The 19,232-nt window shown below is 60.3% G+C and carries 14 protein-coding genes; 7 read left to right on the top strand and 7 right to left on the bottom strand.

Annotated features, from left to right (window positions below; translation table 11 throughout):
• The first annotated feature begins 1 nt into the window (after position 1).
• A complete protein-coding gene (fhuB, locus tag ACL2XM_RS16695) occupies positions 2-1,990 on the top strand; it encodes a Fe(3+)-hydroxamate ABC transporter permease FhuB (protein WP_413731264.1) in 1,989 nt (662 codons plus the stop codon).
• An 11-nt stretch (positions 1,991-2,001) separates the two neighbouring features.
• Here fhuB and hemL read toward each other — a convergent pair whose 3' ends face one another.
• Positions 2,002-3,282 (bottom strand): glutamate-1-semialdehyde 2,1-aminomutase, encoded by a 1,281-nt coding sequence (gene hemL / locus ACL2XM_RS16690; RefSeq protein ID WP_413731262.1) that lies wholly within the window; start codon positions 3,280-3,282, stop codon positions 2,002-2,004.
• Between the two features lie 274 nt (positions 3,283-3,556).
• Between hemL and clcA the strand changes: the two genes are divergently transcribed.
• Complete coding sequence (gene clcA, locus ACL2XM_RS16685) at positions 3,557-4,921, top strand: H(+)/Cl(-) exchange transporter ClcA (protein ID WP_413733230.1); 1,365 nt, start codon at positions 3,557-3,559, stop codon at positions 4,919-4,921.
• Positions 4,922-5,028: 107 nt separating this feature from the next.
• Positions 5,029-5,373 (top strand): iron-sulfur cluster insertion protein ErpA, encoded by a 345-nt coding sequence (gene erpA / locus ACL2XM_RS16680; protein ID WP_162363924.1) that lies wholly within the window; start codon positions 5,029-5,031, stop codon positions 5,371-5,373.
• 89 nt (positions 5,374-5,462) lie between these two features.
• Here the strand turns inward: erpA and ACL2XM_RS16675 are convergent, their stop codons facing one another.
• The 3 genes from ACL2XM_RS16675 to mtnN are packed head-to-tail and all read right to left on the bottom strand — an operon-like array spanning position 5,463 to position 7,767.
• The gene (locus ACL2XM_RS16675) at positions 5,463-6,080 is read right to left on the bottom strand and encodes a TRIC cation channel family protein (protein ID WP_410016372.1); all 618 of its coding nucleotides are present in this window, start codon (positions 6,078-6,080) and stop codon (positions 5,463-5,465) included.
• Positions 6,080-7,063: a vitamin B12 ABC transporter substrate-binding protein BtuF gene (btuF, locus tag ACL2XM_RS16670; RefSeq protein ID WP_413731260.1), complete on the bottom strand. Its 984-nt coding sequence runs from the start codon at positions 7,061-7,063 to the stop codon at positions 6,080-6,082. The genes ACL2XM_RS16675 and btuF overlap by 1 nt, the downstream gene beginning before the upstream one ends.
• The gene (mtnN, locus tag ACL2XM_RS16665; protein ID WP_413722161.1) at positions 7,063-7,767 is read right to left on the bottom strand and encodes a 5'-methylthioadenosine/S-adenosylhomocysteine nucleosidase; all 705 of its coding nucleotides are present in this window, start codon (positions 7,765-7,767) and stop codon (positions 7,063-7,065) included. The genes btuF and mtnN overlap by 1 nt, the downstream gene beginning before the upstream one ends.
• Positions 7,768-7,940: 173 nt before the next feature.
• Between mtnN and dgt the strand changes: the two genes are divergently transcribed.
• The 3 genes from dgt to ACL2XM_RS16650 all read left to right on the top strand — a co-directional run bounded on the left by dgt (position 7,941) and on the right by ACL2XM_RS16650 (position 12,399).
• Positions 7,941-9,455, top strand: coding sequence for a dGTPase (dgt, locus tag ACL2XM_RS16660; RefSeq protein ID WP_413723547.1), 1,515 nt, complete (start codon positions 7,941-7,943; stop codon positions 9,453-9,455).
• 157 nt (positions 9,456-9,612) lie between these two features.
• Complete coding sequence (gene degP / locus ACL2XM_RS16655) at positions 9,613-11,058, top strand: serine endoprotease DegP (RefSeq protein WP_410016369.1); 1,446 nt, start codon at positions 9,613-9,615, stop codon at positions 11,056-11,058.
• Between the two features lie 183 nt (positions 11,059-11,241).
• Positions 11,242-12,399: a CdaR family transcriptional regulator gene (locus ACL2XM_RS16650; protein WP_410016368.1), complete on the top strand. Its 1,158-nt coding sequence runs from the start codon at positions 11,242-11,244 to the stop codon at positions 12,397-12,399.
• Between the two features lie 69 nt (positions 12,400-12,468).
• Here ACL2XM_RS16650 and ACL2XM_RS16645 read toward each other — a convergent pair whose 3' ends face one another.
• Together ACL2XM_RS16645 and ACL2XM_RS16640 are read right to left on the bottom strand one after the other, a co-directional pair.
• On the bottom strand, positions 12,469-13,815 hold the full coding sequence (locus ACL2XM_RS16645) for an enolase C-terminal domain-like protein (RefSeq protein ID WP_410016367.1): 1,347 nt from the start codon (positions 13,813-13,815) through the stop codon (positions 12,469-12,471).
• 42 nt (positions 13,816-13,857) lie between these two features.
• Complete coding sequence (locus tag ACL2XM_RS16640; protein WP_410016366.1) at positions 13,858-15,195, bottom strand: MFS transporter; 1,338 nt, start codon at positions 15,193-15,195, stop codon at positions 13,858-13,860.
• Positions 15,196-15,753: 558 nt separating this feature from the next.
• Between ACL2XM_RS16640 and gudD the strand changes: the two genes are divergently transcribed.
• On the top strand, positions 15,754-17,079 hold the full coding sequence (gene gudD / locus ACL2XM_RS16635) for a glucarate dehydratase (protein WP_413730917.1): 1,326 nt from the start codon (positions 15,754-15,756) through the stop codon (positions 17,077-17,079).
• A gap of 156 nt (positions 17,080-17,235) precedes the next feature.
• On the opposite strand, the gene garD is transcribed toward gudD, so the two are convergent.
• On the bottom strand, positions 17,236-18,810 hold the full coding sequence (gene garD, locus ACL2XM_RS16630) for a galactarate dehydratase (RefSeq protein ID WP_410016364.1): 1,575 nt from the start codon (positions 18,808-18,810) through the stop codon (positions 17,236-17,238).
• Positions 18,811-19,232 lie beyond the last annotated feature (422 nt).

Genomic DNA, 19,232 nt, shown 5'->3' with positions numbered 1-19,232 from the left:
CATGAACAGTCGTAGCGGGCTTTTCCCGTTTAGTCTGCTGACGCTGCTGGCCCTGGGCGCGCTGGCGCTCAGCGCCTATAACGCCCAGCAGGTGCTGCCGGGCCAGCTATGGGCGGGGGCGCTGTGGCGGCCCGATATGCTGGATATCCGCCAGGTTATCTTCCACTACAGCACCTTGCCGCGCCTGGCGATAGCGCCGCTGGTGGGCGCCGGCCTGGCGCTGGCCGGCGTGCTGTTCCAGCAGGTGCTGCGCAATCCGCTGGCCGAACCCTCGACCCTGGGCGTCGCCAGCGGCGCGCAATTGGGGGTCACCGTCACCACGCTGTGGCTGCTGCCAGGCGGAGCGCTGACCCAGCAGTTGGCGGCCCTGCTGGGCGCGCTGGTCATCGGCGCGTTGGTCTTCGGCGTGGCCTGGGGGAAACGCATGTCGCCGGTGACCCTGATCCTGGCGGGCCTGGTGCTGAGCCTGTACTGCAGCGCCGTTAACAGTCTGCTGGCCATCTTCCATTACCAGCAGTTGGAAAACCTGTTTTTATGGAGCAGCGGGGCGCTTAACCAGCAGGACTGGCACCAGGTAAGGTTTCTGCTGCCGCGTCTGGGGCTGGGGCTGCTGCTGGCCCTGCTGCTGATTCGCCCCATGACCTTGCTGGGCGTGGACGACGCCGTGGCGCGCAATCTCGGCCTGGGGCTGTCAACCGCCCGGCTGGCGGCGCTGGTACTGGCTATCGTGCTTAGCGCGTTGTTGGTGAACGCGGTGGGCGTGGTGGGGTTTATCGGCCTGTTCGCGCCGCTGCTGGCGAAGCTGCTCGGCGCCCGGCGCCTGCTGCCGCGCCTGCTGCTGGCGCCGCTTATCGGCGCGCTGCTGCTGTGGTTTACCGATCAGGTCATGGTCTGGCTGGCGCGCGCGTGGCGTGACGTGCCCACCGGCGCGGCCACCGCGCTGATTGGCGCGCCGATCCTGCTCTGGCTGCTGCCCCGGCTGCGCCATGCCGTGGCGCCGGCGCAGCCGGGGCATGACGACGCGCCCCGCCCGGAGCGCGCCAATCCCGCGCTGTGGGCCGCGGGCGGATTGGCGCTGCTGCTGGCGCTGGTGTGCGTGGCGCTGATGCTGGGCCGTAACAGCCTGGGATGGAACTGGGCCGGCGGCGACGAGCTGCTGCGCCTGCTGCCCTGGCGCTGGCCGCGTACGCTGGCGGCATTAAGCGCCGGTGTGATGCTGGCCGCCGCCGGCACCCTGATCCAGAAACTGACCGCCAATCCCATGGGCAGCCCGGAAGTACTGGGTATCAGCGCCGGCGCCGCGTCGGCGGTGGTGTTGATGATGTTTTGGCTGCCCGGCGATGTCTTTATTTGGTTATTGCCTGCGGGTAGCCTGGGCGCCGCGCTGACGTTGGCGGCCATTTTGCTGGTGGCGGGACGGCGGCATTTTTCCACCCAGCGCATGCTGCTGGCGGGCATAGCCCTGGGTACTGCGTTCACCACGCTGGTGACCCTGCTGCTGGCCAGCGGCGATCCCCGCCTCGGCGGCCTGCTGACCTGGATTTCCGGATCGACCTATGGCGTGCAGGCGCCGCAGGCGGTAACCAGCGCGGTGACGGCGCTGGTACTGTTGCTGCTGGCGCCCTGCTGCCGCCGCTGGCTTAACGTGCTGCCGCTGGGCGGCGCAACCGCCCGGGCCCTGGGCCTGCCGCTGGCACGCGCCAGGCTGGCTATCCTGTTGCTGGCGGCGGTGCTGACCGCCGGCGCCACGCTGACCGTCGGTCCCTTGAGTTTTATCGGTTTGATGGCGCCGCATATGGCGCGGATACTCGGCTTTCGCCGGGCGATGCCGCAGCTGGTTATGGCTGCGCTGCTGGGCGCGATGCTGATGCTGCTGGCCGACTGGGCCGGGCGCATGGCGATGTTTCCCGACCAGATCCCGGCGGGCCTGCTGGCGACCTTTATCGGCGCGCCGTATTTTATCTTTCTGCTGCGCCGCCAGGGTCGCTGATGGGAGGGGGCTTACAGCCGGGCAAAACTGCGGCGGGCGGCGCCGATGGTCTGCGTCAGATCCTCGTCGCTGTGCGCCAGCGACATAAAACCGGCTTCAAACGCCGACGGCGCCAGGTAAACCCCTTCCTCCAGCATCATATGGAAAAAGCGTTTAAACCGTTCCACATCGCAGGCCATGACATCCTGATAGCCGGTCACCGCGGGCGCGTCGGTAAAGAAGATACCGAACATGCCGCCGACGTGGTTTACCACCAGGGGAATGTTTTCCGCCCGCGCCGCCTCCAGCAATCCCCGCGCCAGGCGATCGGTCAGATCGGTCAGCGCCGGATAAATGCCGGGGCGTGAAATCTCGGTCAGGCAGGCATAGCCCGCGGCCATGGCAATCGGATTGCCCGACAGCGTGCCGGCCTGGTAAACCGGGCCGGTGGGCGCCAGCGCCTGCATCACCTCGCGCCGGCCGCCAAACGCCCCCACCGGCATGCCGCCGCCGATGATTTTACCCAGGCAGGTCAGGTCCGGCACCACGCCGTAATAGGACTGCGCGCCCGCCAGGGCCACCCGAAAACCGGTCATGACCTCGTCGATAATCAGCAGCGCGCCGAATTCATCGCACAGGGCGCGCAGGCCGGGCAGGAACGCCGGCAGCGGCGGTACGCAGTTCATATTGCCGGCCACCGGCTCGACGATAATGCAGGCGATCTCGCGCGGATAGAGTTCAAATACCTGCCGCACCGAATCCAGATCGTTAAAGGCGCAGGTGAGGGTGTGTTTGGCGAAATCCGCCGGCACGCCGGGAGAACTGGGCTGGCCGAGGGTCAGCGCGCCGGAGCCGGCCTTGACCAGCAGGCCGTCGGCATGGCCGTGATAACAGCCTTCGAATTTGATGATTTTATCGCGGCCGGTATAGCCGCGCGCCAGGCGAATGGCGCTCATGGTGGCCTCGGTGCCGGAGTTCACCATGCGCACCATATCCATGGACGGCACCAGTTCGGTCACCAGGGCGGCCATTTTGACCTCGATTTCGGTGGGCGCGCCGAAGCTCAGGCCGCGCCCGGCCGCCTCGATAACCGCCTCGCGTATCGCCGGATGGTTATGGCCCAATACCATCGGCCCCCAGGAACCGACATAATCGATATAGTCCTTTCCGTCCACGTCATACAGCCTGGCGCCGTCCGCCCGCGCGATGAACAGCGGCGTGCCGCCGACGCCGTTAAACGCGCGCACCGGTGAATTAACCCCGCCGGGGATAAGCTTTTGCGCCCGGGCGTACAGATTTTCGGAATGGCTCATGAAACGGCTCCTGAAGAAAGAATAAAACGTTAACCCCGATAGTGTAATAAACTGGCAGGCAATAAGACATCTTTGTTGGGTGCAAAAACGCAAAACCGCCAGCGGCCTTGTCAGCACGGATTGACAAGCATTTTTGTAATACAATTATGCCTGACAGACAGTGTGATAGCGTAAAGTCCGTCGAATACTATGCCAAATAAGGTAGATTGCTCCGATGCCAGAACCCTTTCCTGCCGCGACCTCAGTGCCGGCCGGACGCCTTGCCCGCGTCCAGATGTTCAGCCGGCTCCTGTATCAAGATAAAACCCCGGTAACCGTACTCGCCATGGCCGCTCTCGTCGGTACCCTGGTGGGCGGGGTGGGCGTGGCATTTGAAAAAACGGTTGACTGGATGCTTGCCTGCCGTATCGCCGCCCTGGCCGACTTGCCGCAGCGCTGGCTGGTGCTGGTGCCGGCTGCGTTTTTTGCCTCAGGGGCGTTGGCCATGATCGGCTATTACCTGGTGCGTAAATATGCGCCCGAGGCGGGAGGCTCAGGTATTCCGGAAATTGAAGGCGCGCTGGAGGAACTGCGTCCGGTGCGGTGGTGGCGGGTGATCCCGGTTAAGTTTTTCGGCGGCATGGGTACGCTCGGCGCGGGCATGGTGCTGGGGCGCGAGGGACCGACGGTCCAATTGGGGGGAAATATCGGTCGCATGGTGCTGGATATGGTTGGCATGCGCAGCGCCGAGGCCCGGCATTCCCTGCTGGCAGCCGGCGCGGCGGCGGGATTAACGGCGGCGTTTAACGCGCCCCTGGCGGGGATCCTGTTTATCCTGGAAGAGATGCGGCCGCAGTTTCGCTATAACCTGATTTCAGTCAAGGCGGTATTTATCGGCGTTATCATGTCGAGCATCGTATTTCGCCTGTGCAACGGCGATCGTTCGGTCATCGACGTCGGCAGGCTGGCCGGCGCGCCGGTCGGTACTCTCTGGCTTTACCTGGTGCTGGGAATGCTGTTCGGCGTGGTGGGCGTGGTATTCAATACATTGATATTCCGCGCGCAAGATATGTTTTTACGCCTGCATGGCGGCAAATGCGCCAGATTTGTGATCATCGGCGGCATACTCGGCGGCCTGTGCGGTATTTTGGGTCTGATGCATCCCGAGGCCGCCGGCGGTGGTTTTGCCCTGATTCCCCTGGCAGCGGCGGGGCATTTTACCGCCGGCACCTTGTTGTTTATCTTTCTGGCCCGTATGTTGACGACCCTGCTGTGTTTCGGTTCCGGTGCGCCGGGCGGCATTTTTGCGCCCAAGCTGGCGCTGGGAACCTTATTGGGCACGGCTTTCGGCATGACCGGCTGCCAATTATTTCCTGAGTATGCCTTGCAGCCCGGCACTTTTGCGATTGCGGGCATGGGAGCCTTATTTGCCGCCTCGGTGCGCGCGCCCTTGACCGGGATCGTGCTGGTGCTGGAAATGACCGACAATTATCAATTAATATTGCCGATGATTATCACCTGTCTGGGCGCAACGCTGCTGGCTCAGTTTTTAGGCGGCAAACCGCTCTATTCAGCAATCCTTGCCCGTACCTTGCAACGACAAACGCCCCCGCTGCCGGCGGATGCGCGATCGCACGCAGCGATAAACAAAATATCCTGAACGCGCAATACTTGAACGTAATTGACAGGTAGCGGATAATGAACATCCACATCGGGTTGTTATGCCTTCAGCCTGATGATTCTGGTTGGCGCGTTGGGAGTAGAGTAATGAGTGAAACTGCGGTACTGCCTTTACAATTTACCGATTCAGCGGCGAAAAAAGTGAAGCATCTGATAGCGGATGAAGAGAACCCGAACCTGAAATTGCGGGTTTATATCACCGGCGGTGGCTGTAGCGGCTTCCAGTATGGTTTTACTTTTGACGATAAAATCAACGAAGACGATTTGACCATTGAAAAACAAGGCGTTGCGCTGGTGGTAGACCCCATGAGCCTGCAATACCTGATCGGCGGTTCGGTGGATTATACCGAAGGGCTGGAAGGATCACGTTTTATCGTGACCAACCCGAACGCCAAGACCACCTGCGGCTGCGGATCGTCGTTCAGTATCTGAACCCCCGTCGGCACGCGTTCGATGATACCGGTACGGCGCGCCGCACCGGTTTTTTTATGTCCGCGTTTCGAGCGCGCGGGTCGGGCCGTTTATTTCCGGTCCTCAAGCGCAAAGGTCGGCAGCTTCAGATGCCAGCGGATTGCCGCCAGCCGGATGCCGAGCGTTATCGCCATGCCCAATACCGACGCGTGCTGGGCGCTGAGGTGGAAAACATGGAAAGCGGTGGTGTGGGCGATGCCGCCGATAATGCAGGCGGTGGCGTAAACCTCGGTACGCAGTATCATCGGGATTTCCCGCGCCAGCACATCCCGGATAATGCCGCCGCCCACGCCGGTGATAACGCCCATGCATACCGCGATCAGCGGGCCGGTGCCGCTGGCGAACGCCTTGTTGACGCCGATGCCGACAAATACCGCCAGGCCGATGGCGTCCAGCACCGGCAGGATCCATGTCGGCAGTTGGCGGGGTTGCCTTATCACCAGTATGGCGACAAAACAGGTAACCATCGCCACCACCAGATCGGTGGGATCCCGCACCCAGAACACCGGGCCATTATTCAGCGCCATATCCCGGATGGTGCCGCCGCCCACCGCGGTGACCACCCCCAGCACCAGCACCCCGAACGGGTCCATGCGTAATTTGCCGGCCAGCAGCACCCCGGACACGGCGAATACCGCCGTGCCGAGCACATCAAGAAAACCGAGCATCAGCGCGCTCCCGTGGCGGCGGCATCCGCCAGTTGCCGGCACAGCGCCTGCGCCGCCAGCAAAATGCGCGGCCCGCTGCGGTTAAACCAATCCTCGTTCAGCGCTATCACCGGCACGTCCAGCTGCGGCTGCCAAAAGTTCCTGATGGCGGTGACGCGCTCCTCGCCGCCGGCGACGACAATCACCTGCGGTTTACGGCCCAAGACCTGTTCGCGGCCCACCTGCGGCCAGGGAACCGGGCTGTCGGCAAAGATATTGCGCGCGCCGCACAGCGCCAGAATCTGGCTTTGCAGCGTCTGCTTGCCGGCGGTAAACAACGGCTGGGTGCCGAACTGCATGAACACCCGCGCCGGCGGATTGCCGGCGTAGCGGCGTTTCAGGTCCGCCGCCTGCTGGCGCACGGCGCGGGCGGCCTGGTGAGCCTGTTCGGGATGGGGGCTGTAGCGCGCCAGGCCATCAAGCGCGCGCGCCATATCTTCCACGCTCAGCGGATCGAGATAGACAATCGGGATACCGAAGGCGGCCAATTGATCCAGTTCACGCTGCGGATTGCCGCCGCGCCAGGCCAGGATAAGATCCGGCTTTAGCGCCAGCACCCGCTCCACGTTGATGCCCTGCCAGGAGGCGACCTGCTCGAGCTTTTGCGCGGCGGGAGGATAATCGGACCAACTGCTTACCGCCACCAGGACTTCTCCCATGCCGGCGGCATACGCCATTTCGGTGGCGTGGGGCGCCAGGCTGACGACCCGATGCGCCGCCCAGGCCGGCGGGGCGGCCAACAGCGCCAGCAGCAACGCGGCCAGGCCGCGCGCGCGGCTATCGCGCCGGGCCCGCGATCCCAGGGCCGATGCGTGCTTACGGATAGCAAACCAGGCCGGCAGCAGCATGGCCAGCGCATGCCTGCGGATAATAAACCAAGTCGGCGCCGGCATGGCCAGGGCGCGCGGAGGGATAGCAGGGCGCGTCACCCGGATGGGCGACATTACTGCCGCTGTCCGGCCAGGGTCTGCAGCATGGCCGCCACCAGGCGGCTGGACTGTTTGGCCGCCACCGCCAGGAATTCGTCAAAGCTCAGGTGGGACGCCTTGTCCGCCACATCGGAAATGGCGCGCACCACCACGAACGGCACCGCGAACTGGTGGCATACGTGGGCAATGGCCGTGGCTTCCATTTCCACCGCGATAGCCTGGGGAAAGGTGGCGCGGATACGGCTCAGGGGCTCGGCGCCGTTGATAAACGCGTCGCCGCTGACCACCAGGCCGCGCACGGCGTGCTGATCCAGCCGGGCAATGCAGCTCTCCGCCAGCGCGATCAGCGACGCGTCCGCGGCGAAGGCCGCCGGGCATTGCGCCATTTGCCCCGGTGCGTAACCAAAGGCGGTGACATCCACATCGTGATAACGCACCTCGTCGGACACGACGATGTCCCCGACATTCAGGGATGCGTCCAGACCGCCGGCGGAACCGGTGTTGATAACATAATCCGGCTGGAAATGATCCAGCAGCAGCGTGGTGCCGAGCGCGGCCGAGACCTTGCCGATACCGGATTTCACCAAGGCCACGTCGACGCCATGGAGCCGGCCGCTGTAAATATCGCATCCCGCCTGCTGCCAGGTGGTGCGGCCTTCCATCTGATCGCGCAGCAGGGCCACTTCCTGTTCCATCGCGCCGATAATGCCTACTCTCATCTGGTTGTCCTTCTGGTTAAGAAACAGTGGATAATAAATAGTGAATAGTAATGTAACCGTTTAATCGGCGCCGCCATTCTATCACGGCCGCGGCCGGGAAATAATTGTCGCCGCTGTTGCATTTAGCGGCGGGTATGGGTATCACGGTATAAGAAATCATCCCGGGGAACATGATGTCCGCAATCGACTTTAGCAAGAAACTCAGTTTTCAGCGCCCGTTCAGCCATCCCATCGTCGCCGAGGATGAATATAGCGTCATCCGCCAGTTTGAAAGCGATCGGGGGCGGATTATCAATTCCGCCGCCATTCGCCGCCTGCAGCAGAAAACCCAGGTCTTTCCCCTGGAACGCAACGCGGCGGTGCGCTCCCGGCTGACCCACTCCATGGAGGTGCAACAGGTCGGACGGCATATCGTCAAAGAAATCTTCCACCAGCTCAAACGCGAGCGGCGCATCGCGCCGCTGGGGCTGGAGCAGTTGGAGGCGCCGTTTGAAAGCATCGTGGAAATGGCGTGCCTGATGCATGATATCGGCAATCCCCCGTTCGGTCATTTCGGCGAGGCGGCCATCAACGACTGGTTCAGCCAGCGCCTGGACATCGCCGGCCTGGGCAACGAGGCCCAGGGTAACGATCGTTGCCGGGTCGAGGTATTGCGCCTGCGCGCCGGCGAGGATGACGACAACGCGCTGCGCAGCCGTATCCGGCTCGATTTGTGTCATTTCGAAGGCAATGCCCAGGCCATCCGCATGGTGCACAGCCTGCTGAAGCTGAACCTGACCTATGCCCAGGTGGGCTGTATTTTAAAATATACCCGTCCGGCCTATTGGCGCGGCGCGATACCGGCCGAATTCAGCTATCTGATGAAAAAACCGGGCTACTATCTTGCCGAGGAAGAGTATGTCAAAGCGTTGCGCGAACAGCTGGGGCTGGGGGAATTTCATCGCTTCCCGCTGACGTATATCATGGAAGCCGCCGACGATATTTCTTATTGCATCGCCGATCTCGAAGATGCGGTGGAAAAAAAGATCTTTACCGTCGAACAGCTTTATAACTACCTGCAACAAGAATGGGGCGGCGTGGAAAAAGGCGATTTATTTGAAAAGGTGGTCGGCCAGGCATTCGATAAGATAATGCGCAACCAGGGGCTGCGCAGCGGCGATCAGTTTTTTATGTATTTGCGGGTAAATACCGTGGCACGGCTGGTGCCCCATGCGGCAAAACGGTTTCTCGATAATCTGTCGCCGATATTCGACGGATGCTTTAACCAGGCGCTGCTGGAAGATTCCAGTCCAGCTTACCGCTTATTGAAAATATTCAAAGGCGTGGCCTTCAAACATGTGTTCAACCATCCGGAAGTAGAACAGCTGGAATTACAGGGCTACCGGGTTATCAGCGGCCTGCTGGAAATCTACAACCCCCTGCTGGATATGCCGCTGGCGGCGTTTCGCGAGCTGGCGGCGCAGGATGACCACCGGGACTACATGATCCCCACCCGCCTGTTTCATAAATTATCCACCAAACATCGTCTGGCTTATGGTGAAGCGGTAGCCGGGTTAAATCGCTACCCGTCGCGCCAGCAGCCCATGATGGAATTTTATTATCGGGCGCGTTTAATTCAGGACTATATTAGCGGCATGACCGATCTTTATGCCTGGGATGAATACCGCCGCTTAATGGCCGCGGAGTAAGTCAGGGTTAGCGCAGTATTTGTAAATACGCCCAATACTTTTTTACCATTATGGTTTTTTTGCTACTGAACTTCGGGTTATTTGATTAATCTCACAGATACGACCACAGCAATGGGTCCGCATCATTACCTGATACTTACAGTTGAGACAATGTTAAATGAAAAAAACTTCTTTGGTCCTGAGTGCGCTGGCATTGTGTCTGGGTGTGGCGCTGGCGCCTGTTTCATTGTATGCGGCGGAAACCGCCTCGACCAATCAGCAGCTCCCAAGCCTGGCGCCGATGCTGGAAAAAGTCATGCCATCGGTGGTCAGCATCAGCGTCGAAGGCAGCACCGCCGTCAGTTCGGCGCGCGTGCCCGAGCAGTTCCAGCAGTTCTTTGGCCAGGATTCCCCGCTGTGCCAGGAAGGGTCGCCTTTCCAGGCGTCGCCCCTGTGCCAGGGCGGCGATGAGGACGGCGGCGGCGACGGCGAGGGCAATACCCCGCCGGCCAAGGAAAAATTCATGGCGCTGGGCGCGGGTGTGATTATCGATGCCCAGAAAGGCTACGTGGTGACCAACAATCATGTGGTCAACGACGCCACTAAAATCCAGGTGCAGCTGTATGACGGCCGCCGATTCGACGCCAAGATCATCGGCCGCGATCCCCGTTCCGATCTGGCGCTGGTGCAGCTGATCGACTTTAAAAACCTCACCGCCATCAAGATGGCCGATTCGGACCAGCTGCGGGTCGGCGATTATACCGTGGCCATCGGCAACCCTTACGGCCTGGGGGAAACCGCCACCTCGGGTATTGTGTCCGCGCTGGGGCGCAGCGGGCTGAATATTGAAAACTATGAAAACTTTATCCAGACCGATGCCGCCATCAACCGGGGCAACTCGGGCGGGGCGCTGGTTAACCTCAACGGTGAGCTTATCGGCATCAATACCGCCATACTGGCGCCGGACGGCGGCAATATCGGTATCGGCTTCGCCATTCCCAGCAACATGGTGAAAAACCTGACGGCGCAGCTGGTGGCCTATGGCCAGGTCAGGCGCGGCGAAATCGGCATTCTCGGCACCGAGCTCAATCCGGAGCTGGCCAAGGCGATGAAAGTCGACGCCCAGCGCGGCGCGTTTGTCAGCCAGGTGATGCCTAAATCCGCCGCCGAAAAGGCCGGGGTGAAAGCCGGCGATGTCATCGTCACCATGAACGGCCGGCCCATCAACAGCTTTGCCGCGTTCCGGGCGGATGTCAGCTCGCAGCCGGTCGGCACCAAGGTCCAGCTCGGCCTGCTGCGCGACGGCAAGCCGGTAACCGTCGATGTGATCCTGGAGCAGAGCACCCAGCCGCAGCTTGATTCGGGCAATGTCTTTACCGGCATCGAAGGCGCGGAATTGAGCAACATGGATACCGGCGATCAGCAGGGCGTCAAGGTGGACAATGTCAAGGCGGGCAGCACCGCGGCGAAAGTCGGCCTGAAGAAGGGCGATATCATCCTGGGCGTCAACCAGCAGCCGGTGCAGAATATTGGCGAACTGCGTAAAATCCTGGATGCCAAGCCGCCGATACTGGCGTTAAACGTCAAACGCGGCGATACCACGCTTTACCTGCTGGCGCAGTAATTCCCCGCGTCCGGCTCTCGCCACCAAGACGGCGTCATCACGACGCCGTCTTTTTTTGCCCGAAAGAATGTGATATCCCGCACAAAATAAGCGAGCAAGATCACGCTTTGTGCTTCTGCACAATGTATGAGCGCCAACACCCGGGTATAATAGGGCAAAGGGCTTAACAGAACCGAGGCGGGGATGGCAACGTATCATCTTGATGCGAAATTGGCGCAAGAAATTGTGGCAAGAACGATGCAGATTATCGACAGCAATATCAACGTGATGGATGCGCGCGGCCGCATTATCGGCAGCGGCGATGAAGAGCGGGTCGGTGAACTGCACGAAGGCGCGTTATTGGCCCTGTCGCAGGCCCGGGTCGTGGATATCGACGACGGCGTGGCCCGGCATTTGCACGGGGTACGGCCCGGTATCAACCTCCCGCTGAAAATCGACGGCAATATCGTCGGCGTTATCGGCCTGACCGGCAATCCCAGTCAACTGCGGCAGTATGGCGAGCTGGTCTGCATGACGGCGGAAATGATGCTGGAGCAGGCGCGCTTGCTGCATATGCTGGCGCAGGACAGCCGGCTGCGCGAGGAACTGGTGCTGAATTTAATCCGCGCCGAGGAAGTCACGCCGGCGCTGATCGAATGGGCCCAGCGGCTGGGAATTGATATCAACCAGCCCAGGGTGGCGGCGGTGGTGGAGGTGGACAGCGGGCAGTTCGGCGTCGACAGCGCCATGGCGGAGCTGCAGCAGTTGCAAACGCTGCTCACCACGCCGGAGCGCGATAATTTGATCGCCATCGTATCGCTGACGGAAATGGTGGTGCTGAAACCCGCGCTGAACAGCCACGGGCGCTGGGATGCCGAAGAGCATCGCCGGCGGGTGGATACGCTGTTTTCGCGCATGACCGAAAGCAGCCGCCTGCGGGTACGTATCGCCCTGGGCAATTTTTTCCCCGGCGCCGGCGGTATTGCGCGCTCCTGGCGTACCGCGCGCACCACCATGTCGGTGGGCAAGCAGCGGCTGCCCGAGCAGCGCCGTTATTTTTATCCCGATCTGATGCTGCCGGTACTGCTCGACAGCCTGCGCGGCGGCTGGCAGGCCAGCGAGCTGGTGCGCCCGCTGGCAAAACTCAAGGCCATGGATAACAACGGCCTGCTGCGCCGCACGCTGATTGCCTGGTTTCGCCATAACGTTCAGCCCACGCCTACCTCCAAGGCGCTGTTTATCCACCGCAACACCCTGGAGTACCGCCTCAACCGCATTTCGGAAATGACCGGCCTGGATCTGGCCAATTTTGACGATCGGCTGCTGCTCTACGTGGCGCTGCAGCTGGATGACGAAGCCTGATCCCATCGTCCGCGGCCCACCCCATGTTGCCGGCAAACTCAGGGTACGGCCGGCCGTACCCTTGATGTGTTAACGCAGCATCGCCGGCCGTTTCCGGTCAAAGGTCCAGCCGGGAATCAGATACTGCATCGCCTGCGCGTCATTGCGCGCGCCGGACGGCATGCGCTTGTAAAGCTCATGCTGCCGTTCGATTTGCGCCATATCGATTTCCACGCCGAGCCCCGGTTTCCCGTTGAGTGTGATCGCGCCGTCGACGATTTGCAGCGGTTCTTTGGTCAGATGCTCGCCTTCCTGCCAAATCCAGTGGGTATCCAGCGCGGTGGGCTTACCGGGCGCGGCCGCGCCGACATGGATAAACATCGCCAGCGAAATATCAAAATGGTTATTGGAATGACAGCCCCAGGTCAGGCCCCATTCATCGCACAGCTGCGCCACGCGTATCGCGCCCTGCAGGGTCCAGAAATGCGGGTCGGCCAGCGGAATGTCGATGGCGTTAAGCTGTACCGCGTGGTTTAGCTCGCGCCAGTTGGTGGCAATCATATTGGTCGCCACCGGCAGCCCGGTGGCCCGTTTGAATTCCGCCATCACCTCGCGCCCGGAAAAGCCCTGCTCGGCGCCGCAGGGGTCCTCGGCATAGGCCAGCACGCCGCGCATATCCTGGCACAAATCGATGGCTTCCCTAAGCGACCAGGCGCCGTTGGGGTCGATGGTAATACGCGCGTCCGGAAACCGCCTGGCCAGCGCCGTCACGGTCTCTATTTCGCTGGCGCCGGCCAGCACGCCGCCCTTGAGTTTGAAATCCTTGAAGCCATAACGATCCTGCGCGGCTTCCGCCTGGCGCACCAGGGCGTCGGTGGTCATGGCCGTCTCGCGGCGCAGCCGGTACCAGTCATGGGACGGCCGGCTGGGCCCGGCCTGATAGGGCAGGTCGGTCAGGCTCCTGTCGCCGACATAAAACAAATACCCCAGCACAGGCACGCTGTCGCGCTGCTTACCAGGACCGAGCAGCTCCGCCACCGGCACGCCGAGATGTTGGCCCATTAGATCCAGCAGCGCGGCCTCGAGAGCGGCCACCGCGTTTACCCGCAGTTCAAAGGTCCAGGCGCCCTGGGCGAAAGAATCAAAATCGTTGCTGACATGCCCCTGGTGCACGTCGTGCACGATGCGGTTAAGCGTCGCCAGCGGCTGGCCCACCACCCGTTGCCGGGCGGCCAGCAGCGTGTTTAAAATCACCTCGCCGCCCGGGGCCTCGCCGACGCCGGTATGCCCGGCATTGTCGGTAAGGATGACAATATTGCGGGTAAAATAAGCGCCGTGGGCGCCGCCGATATTCATCAGCATGCTGTCATGGCCCGCGACCGGGATAACCTGCATGGCGGTCACCGTCGGCGCACCGTTAAAATCGCTGTGATCCATTCCCTACTCCTGCGGTTGCAAACTGCTATGTCAAAAAAAACCTTACGCCGTCAGCGGCTTAAGCACCAGGCGTTGAATCTTGCCCACGATAAACAGATAACTCAAAATCACCACCAGGCCGTTGGCGGCGACATAAATCAGGGCGCCGTCAAAGGATCCGGTTTTATTCAGGATATAACCGATGACAATCGGCGTGGTGATGGCGCCGATTTGCGTCACCAAGTTCAGTACGCCGCCGCTCAGGCCGACGATTTCTTTCGGCGCGGTGTCCGCGTTGACCGTCCAGCCCAGCGCGCCGATGCCTTTGCCGAAGAACGCCAGCGACATGGCCGCCACCACCACCACGTCGGAAGTGGTGTAGTTGCAAATCACCATACTGGTGCACATCAGCATGCCGATAATGATCGGCGTCTTGCGCGCCACCGACAGCGAAAATCCTTTGTTAAGCAGATAATCGGAGAAAATACCGCCGAGCACGCCGCCGATACAGCCGCAGATCGCTGGCAGCGCGGCGACAAAACCGGCCTGCAGGATGGACATGCCGCGTCCCTTCACCAGATAGATGGGGAACCAGGACAAGAAGAACCAGGTGATGGCGTTAACGCAATAGTTGGCCAGGTAAATACCCAGCAGCATCCGGCTGGAAAGCAGCTGCTTGATATACCCCATCTGCGGTCCGGCCTCGGTTTTCTGGTGGGCCGCCGCGTTATCCATATCCACCAGGCCGCCGCCGGCGCGGATATACTCCAGCTCCTGCTTGCTGACCTTCGGGTGGTCGAGCGGGCTGTACATGGTCTTGAACCAGACCAGGGACAGCACCACGCCCACCACGCCCATGACGATAAATACGTATTCCCAGCTTACTTCCTGGGTAATCCATCCCAACAGCGGATTGAAGATCACCAGCGCGGCATACTGGGAAATATTAAATATCGCCGAGGCGGTGCCGCGTTCCCTGACCGGGAACCAGGCGGAGACGATGCGGCTGTTGGCCGGCATCACCGGCGCCTCGGCGAACCCGACCATAAAGCGCAGGATAAACAGCATCATCGCCGCGGAGGCGAAGAAGTGCACAAACCCCTGCATAAAGGTAAATATCGACCAGATCAGAATGGCGGCGCCATAGATGATTTTTGAACCAAACCGATCCAGCAGCCAGCCGCCCGGCAGCTGCGCCAGGGTATAAGCCCAGCCGAACGCCGAGAAGATATAGCCCATTTGCAGCGGGTCGAGCCCCAGGTCGGCGGCGACGTGTGGACCGGCAATGGACAGGGTGGAACGGTCGGCGTAATTAACCGTACTGATGATAAACAGGATTGCCAGGATCCAAAACCTGGAGCGGGTTTTGTGGGTGGCGACGGAAATTGAGTTTTCGGCCATGATTCCTCTTCCCGGTAGGGGAATGTGATCGGGATATCGGGTACGTGGGTAGGGCGTCCCGCGTTGCTTTATAGCTATTATCGTCTTATGGTAGCGCTGACATTTTTATGGCCGATGACTTCCGGCACGGGTAAGCAAGAGCTGAGTATAAGGGGAAGGGTTTGGCCGTACATTGTGCTGATGACTGAATGAAAAGTGGCAAAACAAGGGGTTTTAAGGCGAACGAACAGGGTGGTGTGACCTGGGTCGAAGATCCAGGGAAACTTGTGATCGGTATAACATATCAGTGCAATCGACTGTCGGTCATTTTTTAAAATGGTGTTTCATTTCAAGAAGTTATTATTTTTGCCGTTTCAGGATCGGGGTCACATAAAATAATCCCGATTCGGGAGATGGCTCACGGCAGGTCATTAAAATGGCAGTTTTAGTCCAGATTCTTCGTCAAGGCTTATGCATCTGCATAATGTCAGGGGCTTGCCATGACGTTATAGTCATGCCAGCGTTTCCGTTTGCGACGGTTTTCCGTCTCCGTATTGTGCCCTTTGCCAAGGAAAAAATATGACTCCTGTTATCACCACGATGCAAGTCATCCCGGTTGCCGGCCATGACAGCATGTTGCTTAACCTCAGCGGCGCCCATGGCCCGTTTTTCACCCGCAATATCGTTATTCTTACCGACAACGCCGGGCATACCGGCGTGGGTGAAATCCCAGGCGGAGAAAAAATACGCCAGACCCTGGAGGACGCCGCCGCGCTGGTGGTCGGCCAGCCCCTGGGCGAATATAAAAATGTCATGAGCGCCGTGCGCCGGCAATACGCCGATCGGGATGTCGCCGGCCGGGGCCAGCAGACGTTCGATTTGCGCATTACCATTCATGTCGTCACCGGCATCGAGGCGGCGATGCTTGACCTGCTGGGCCAGTTCCTGGAAGTGCCGGTGGCGGCGCTGCTGGGCGAGGGGCAACAGCGCGACGAGGTGGAAATGCTCGGCTACCTGTTTTATATCGGCGATCGCCTGCGTACCGATTTACCTTACCGCAGCCAGGCGGATGAGACCTGTGATTGGTATCGGCTGCGGCATGAACAGGCGCTGACGCCGGCGGCGGTGGTGCGGCTGGCCGAATCCGCCTATGAAAAATACGGTTTTAATGATTTCAAGCTCAAGGGCGGGGTGCTGGCCGGGCAGGAGGAAGCCGCGGCGGTTACCGCCCTTGCGGCGCGTTTTCCCCAGGCGCGCATCACCCTGGACCCCAACGGCGCCTGGTCGCTCGCCGAGGCCATCGCCCTGGGCAAACAGCTGCGCGGGGTGCTGGCCTATGCCGAGGATCCCTGCGGCGCCGAGCAGGGCTTTTCCGGCCGCGAGGTGATGGCGGAGTTCAAGCGCGCCACCGGCCTGCCCACCGCCACCAATATGATCGCCACCGACTGGCGGCAGATGGGGCATACCCTGGCGCTGCAATCGGTGGACATTCCCTTAGCCGATCCGCACTTCTGGACAATGCAGGGGTCGGTACGGGTGGCGCAGCTGTGCCACGAATGGGGCCTGACCTGGGGCTCTCATTCCAACAATCATTTCGATATTTCGCTGGCGATGTTCACCCACGTGGCGGCCGCCGCGCCGGGAAACATCACCGCCATCGATACCCACTGGATCTGGCAGGAAGGGGACCAGCGCCTGACCAGGGAGCCGCTGCAAATCGTCGGCGGTAAAGTCAAGGTGCCGGAAAAACCGGGGCTCGGTATTGAACTGGATAGGGATCAGCTGATGAAGGGCAATGCGCTCTATCAGCAACATGGCCTTGGCGCGCGTGACGACGGCATCGCCATGCAATACCTGATCCCCAATTGGCGCTTCGATAATAAACGTCCGGCGCTGGTGCGCTAGCGCTGGGCGGCGCCCCGGTCCGCCTTGGGCGTGGGCGCCGTGGCGACAGCCGCAGGCTAATCCTGGGGTAAAAAAAAAGGCCGGGAGCGATTCCCGGCCAACCTATCAAAGTTCATTCACACATAGCAAAGGGTGGTTCAGTGGTGGTAAGGGTAATCAGGTCACCGGCGCCGGGTTGAATACCGACAGGGCGTTATGAATGCCCCATTGATCGGACCAGGTTTTTTTGCGGCCGCTGGCGATATCCAGGATCAGTTCAAACAATTGCCAGCCCACGTCTTCAATGGTTGCCCTGCCGGTGGCGATGGAACCGGCGCTGATATCCATCAAATCAAACCAGCGGTCGGCCAGCGCGTCGCGCGTCGCCATCTTGATCACCGGCACGGCCACCAAACCATAGGGCGTGCCGCGCCCGGTGGTAAATACCTGTATGGTGATGCCGGAGGCAAGCTGCTGGGTACCGCAAATAAAATCACTGGCGGGGGTGGCGGCGAAAATCAGCCCCTTTTTCGTCGGACGCTGGCCGGGGGAGAGCACCTCCACAATGGCGCTGGTGCCTGATTTGGCGATGGAACCGAGCGATTTCTCAACAATATTGGCCAAACCGCCTTTTTTATTGCCCGGGGTGGTATTGGCGCTGCGATCGCTTTTACCATCGTCAAGATAATTATCATACCAGGCCATTTCCTCCAACAACCGGCGTCCCACCTGTTCGTCAGCCGCCCGCGGCGTCAGCAGGTGGATGGCGTCGCGCACTTCGGTCACTTCCGAAAACATCACCGTCGCGCCGCAGCGCACCAGCAGATCGGAGGCAAAGCCCACCGCTGGATTGGCGGTTACGCCGGAGAACGCATCGCTGCCGCCGCACTGCGTGCCCACCACCAGATCGGATACCGGGCAGGTTTGGCGCTGGCGGGTGTTCAGACGCTGCAGATGATCTTCCGCTACCTGCAGAATATCATCCACCATGGACTTGAAGCCCACGTGTTTTTCGTCCTGGAGACGGGTGATGCTCACCCCCGGGCGTTCCACCGCGATGGGAATTTGATCCTCGGTGCCGGCCAGCAGGCGTTCGGGCGGCAATTTTTCGCAGCCCAGGCCAATCACCATGATTTCGCCGCCGAAATTCGGGTTGAGGGAGATATTATGGATGGTGCGAATCGGCACCACCGCGGCGGGCGCATTAATGGCCACGCCGCAGCCGTACAGATGGCTTAGCCCGACCACGCCGTCGACGTTGGGGTATTTTGGCAACAGATCGCGTTCAATCAGTTTCACCACGTATTCAACCACGCCGGCCACGCATTGTACGCTGGTGGTAATGCCCAGCAGGTTTTTAGTGCCGACGCTGCCATCGGCATTCCGGTACCCTTCGAAGGTATAGCCCTCCAGCGGCGGCAACGTCGGCGGGACCTTGGTGGCCAGAGGCAGGGTTTCCAGCGCCGGGGCCTTGGGCATCTCGACCAGCGATTCATCAATCCAGCTGCCCTGTTTGATTTCACGCAAGGCATAGCCAATCACTTCGCCATAACGGACGATATCGCCGCCGATGGCGATATCGCGCAGGGCGACTTTATGCCCTTGCGGAACATGCTCGATTAATTTCAAGCCGTCCGCGAATTGAGTGCCGGCCGGCAAACCATTATTGTTCACGATAATCGCGACGTTATCGTCGACGTGAACTTTGATATACAATGCCTTTTCCGCATTGGTCATTATTGTTGATGACATAAACGTCTCCGCAAATACTAATCTGTTGTTATAACCCGAACCAGCGTTCAGCCAGGATAACAATACGGGTGATGAGGATATTATATGCGGAATAGGGGCACTTCTCATTGTGCAAATGCACGATTTTATAGCGGCTATACCCGGGATTTATTTGTCATATGTTCAGTATAATGTGATAAAGGTCACCCTTCATTCGCGGCAGAATCCACGCCAAAAAATAACGTGACGACCGTCGTGCTTTCACGTGCTCATGTCCAAAAAATCGGTTATTTTAGGCTTAATTGTTGTGCTTATGCACAGTGCCATTTTTCACGATGGTTTTTATACTATGCAGGTCAGTTAAATAAGACACCAACCGGCCTACCGGTGAAATAAAAAGACTCTTACGAGAAAATATTAACTCACGATAAAAAAGCGCAACG

It is taken from the genome of Sodalis sp. RH20 (genome assembly GCF_047324205.1).
Lineage (GTDB): Bacteria > Pseudomonadota > Gammaproteobacteria > Enterobacterales > Enterobacteriaceae > Acerihabitans.
This window is presented reverse-complemented; position numbering and strand designations above follow the sequence as displayed.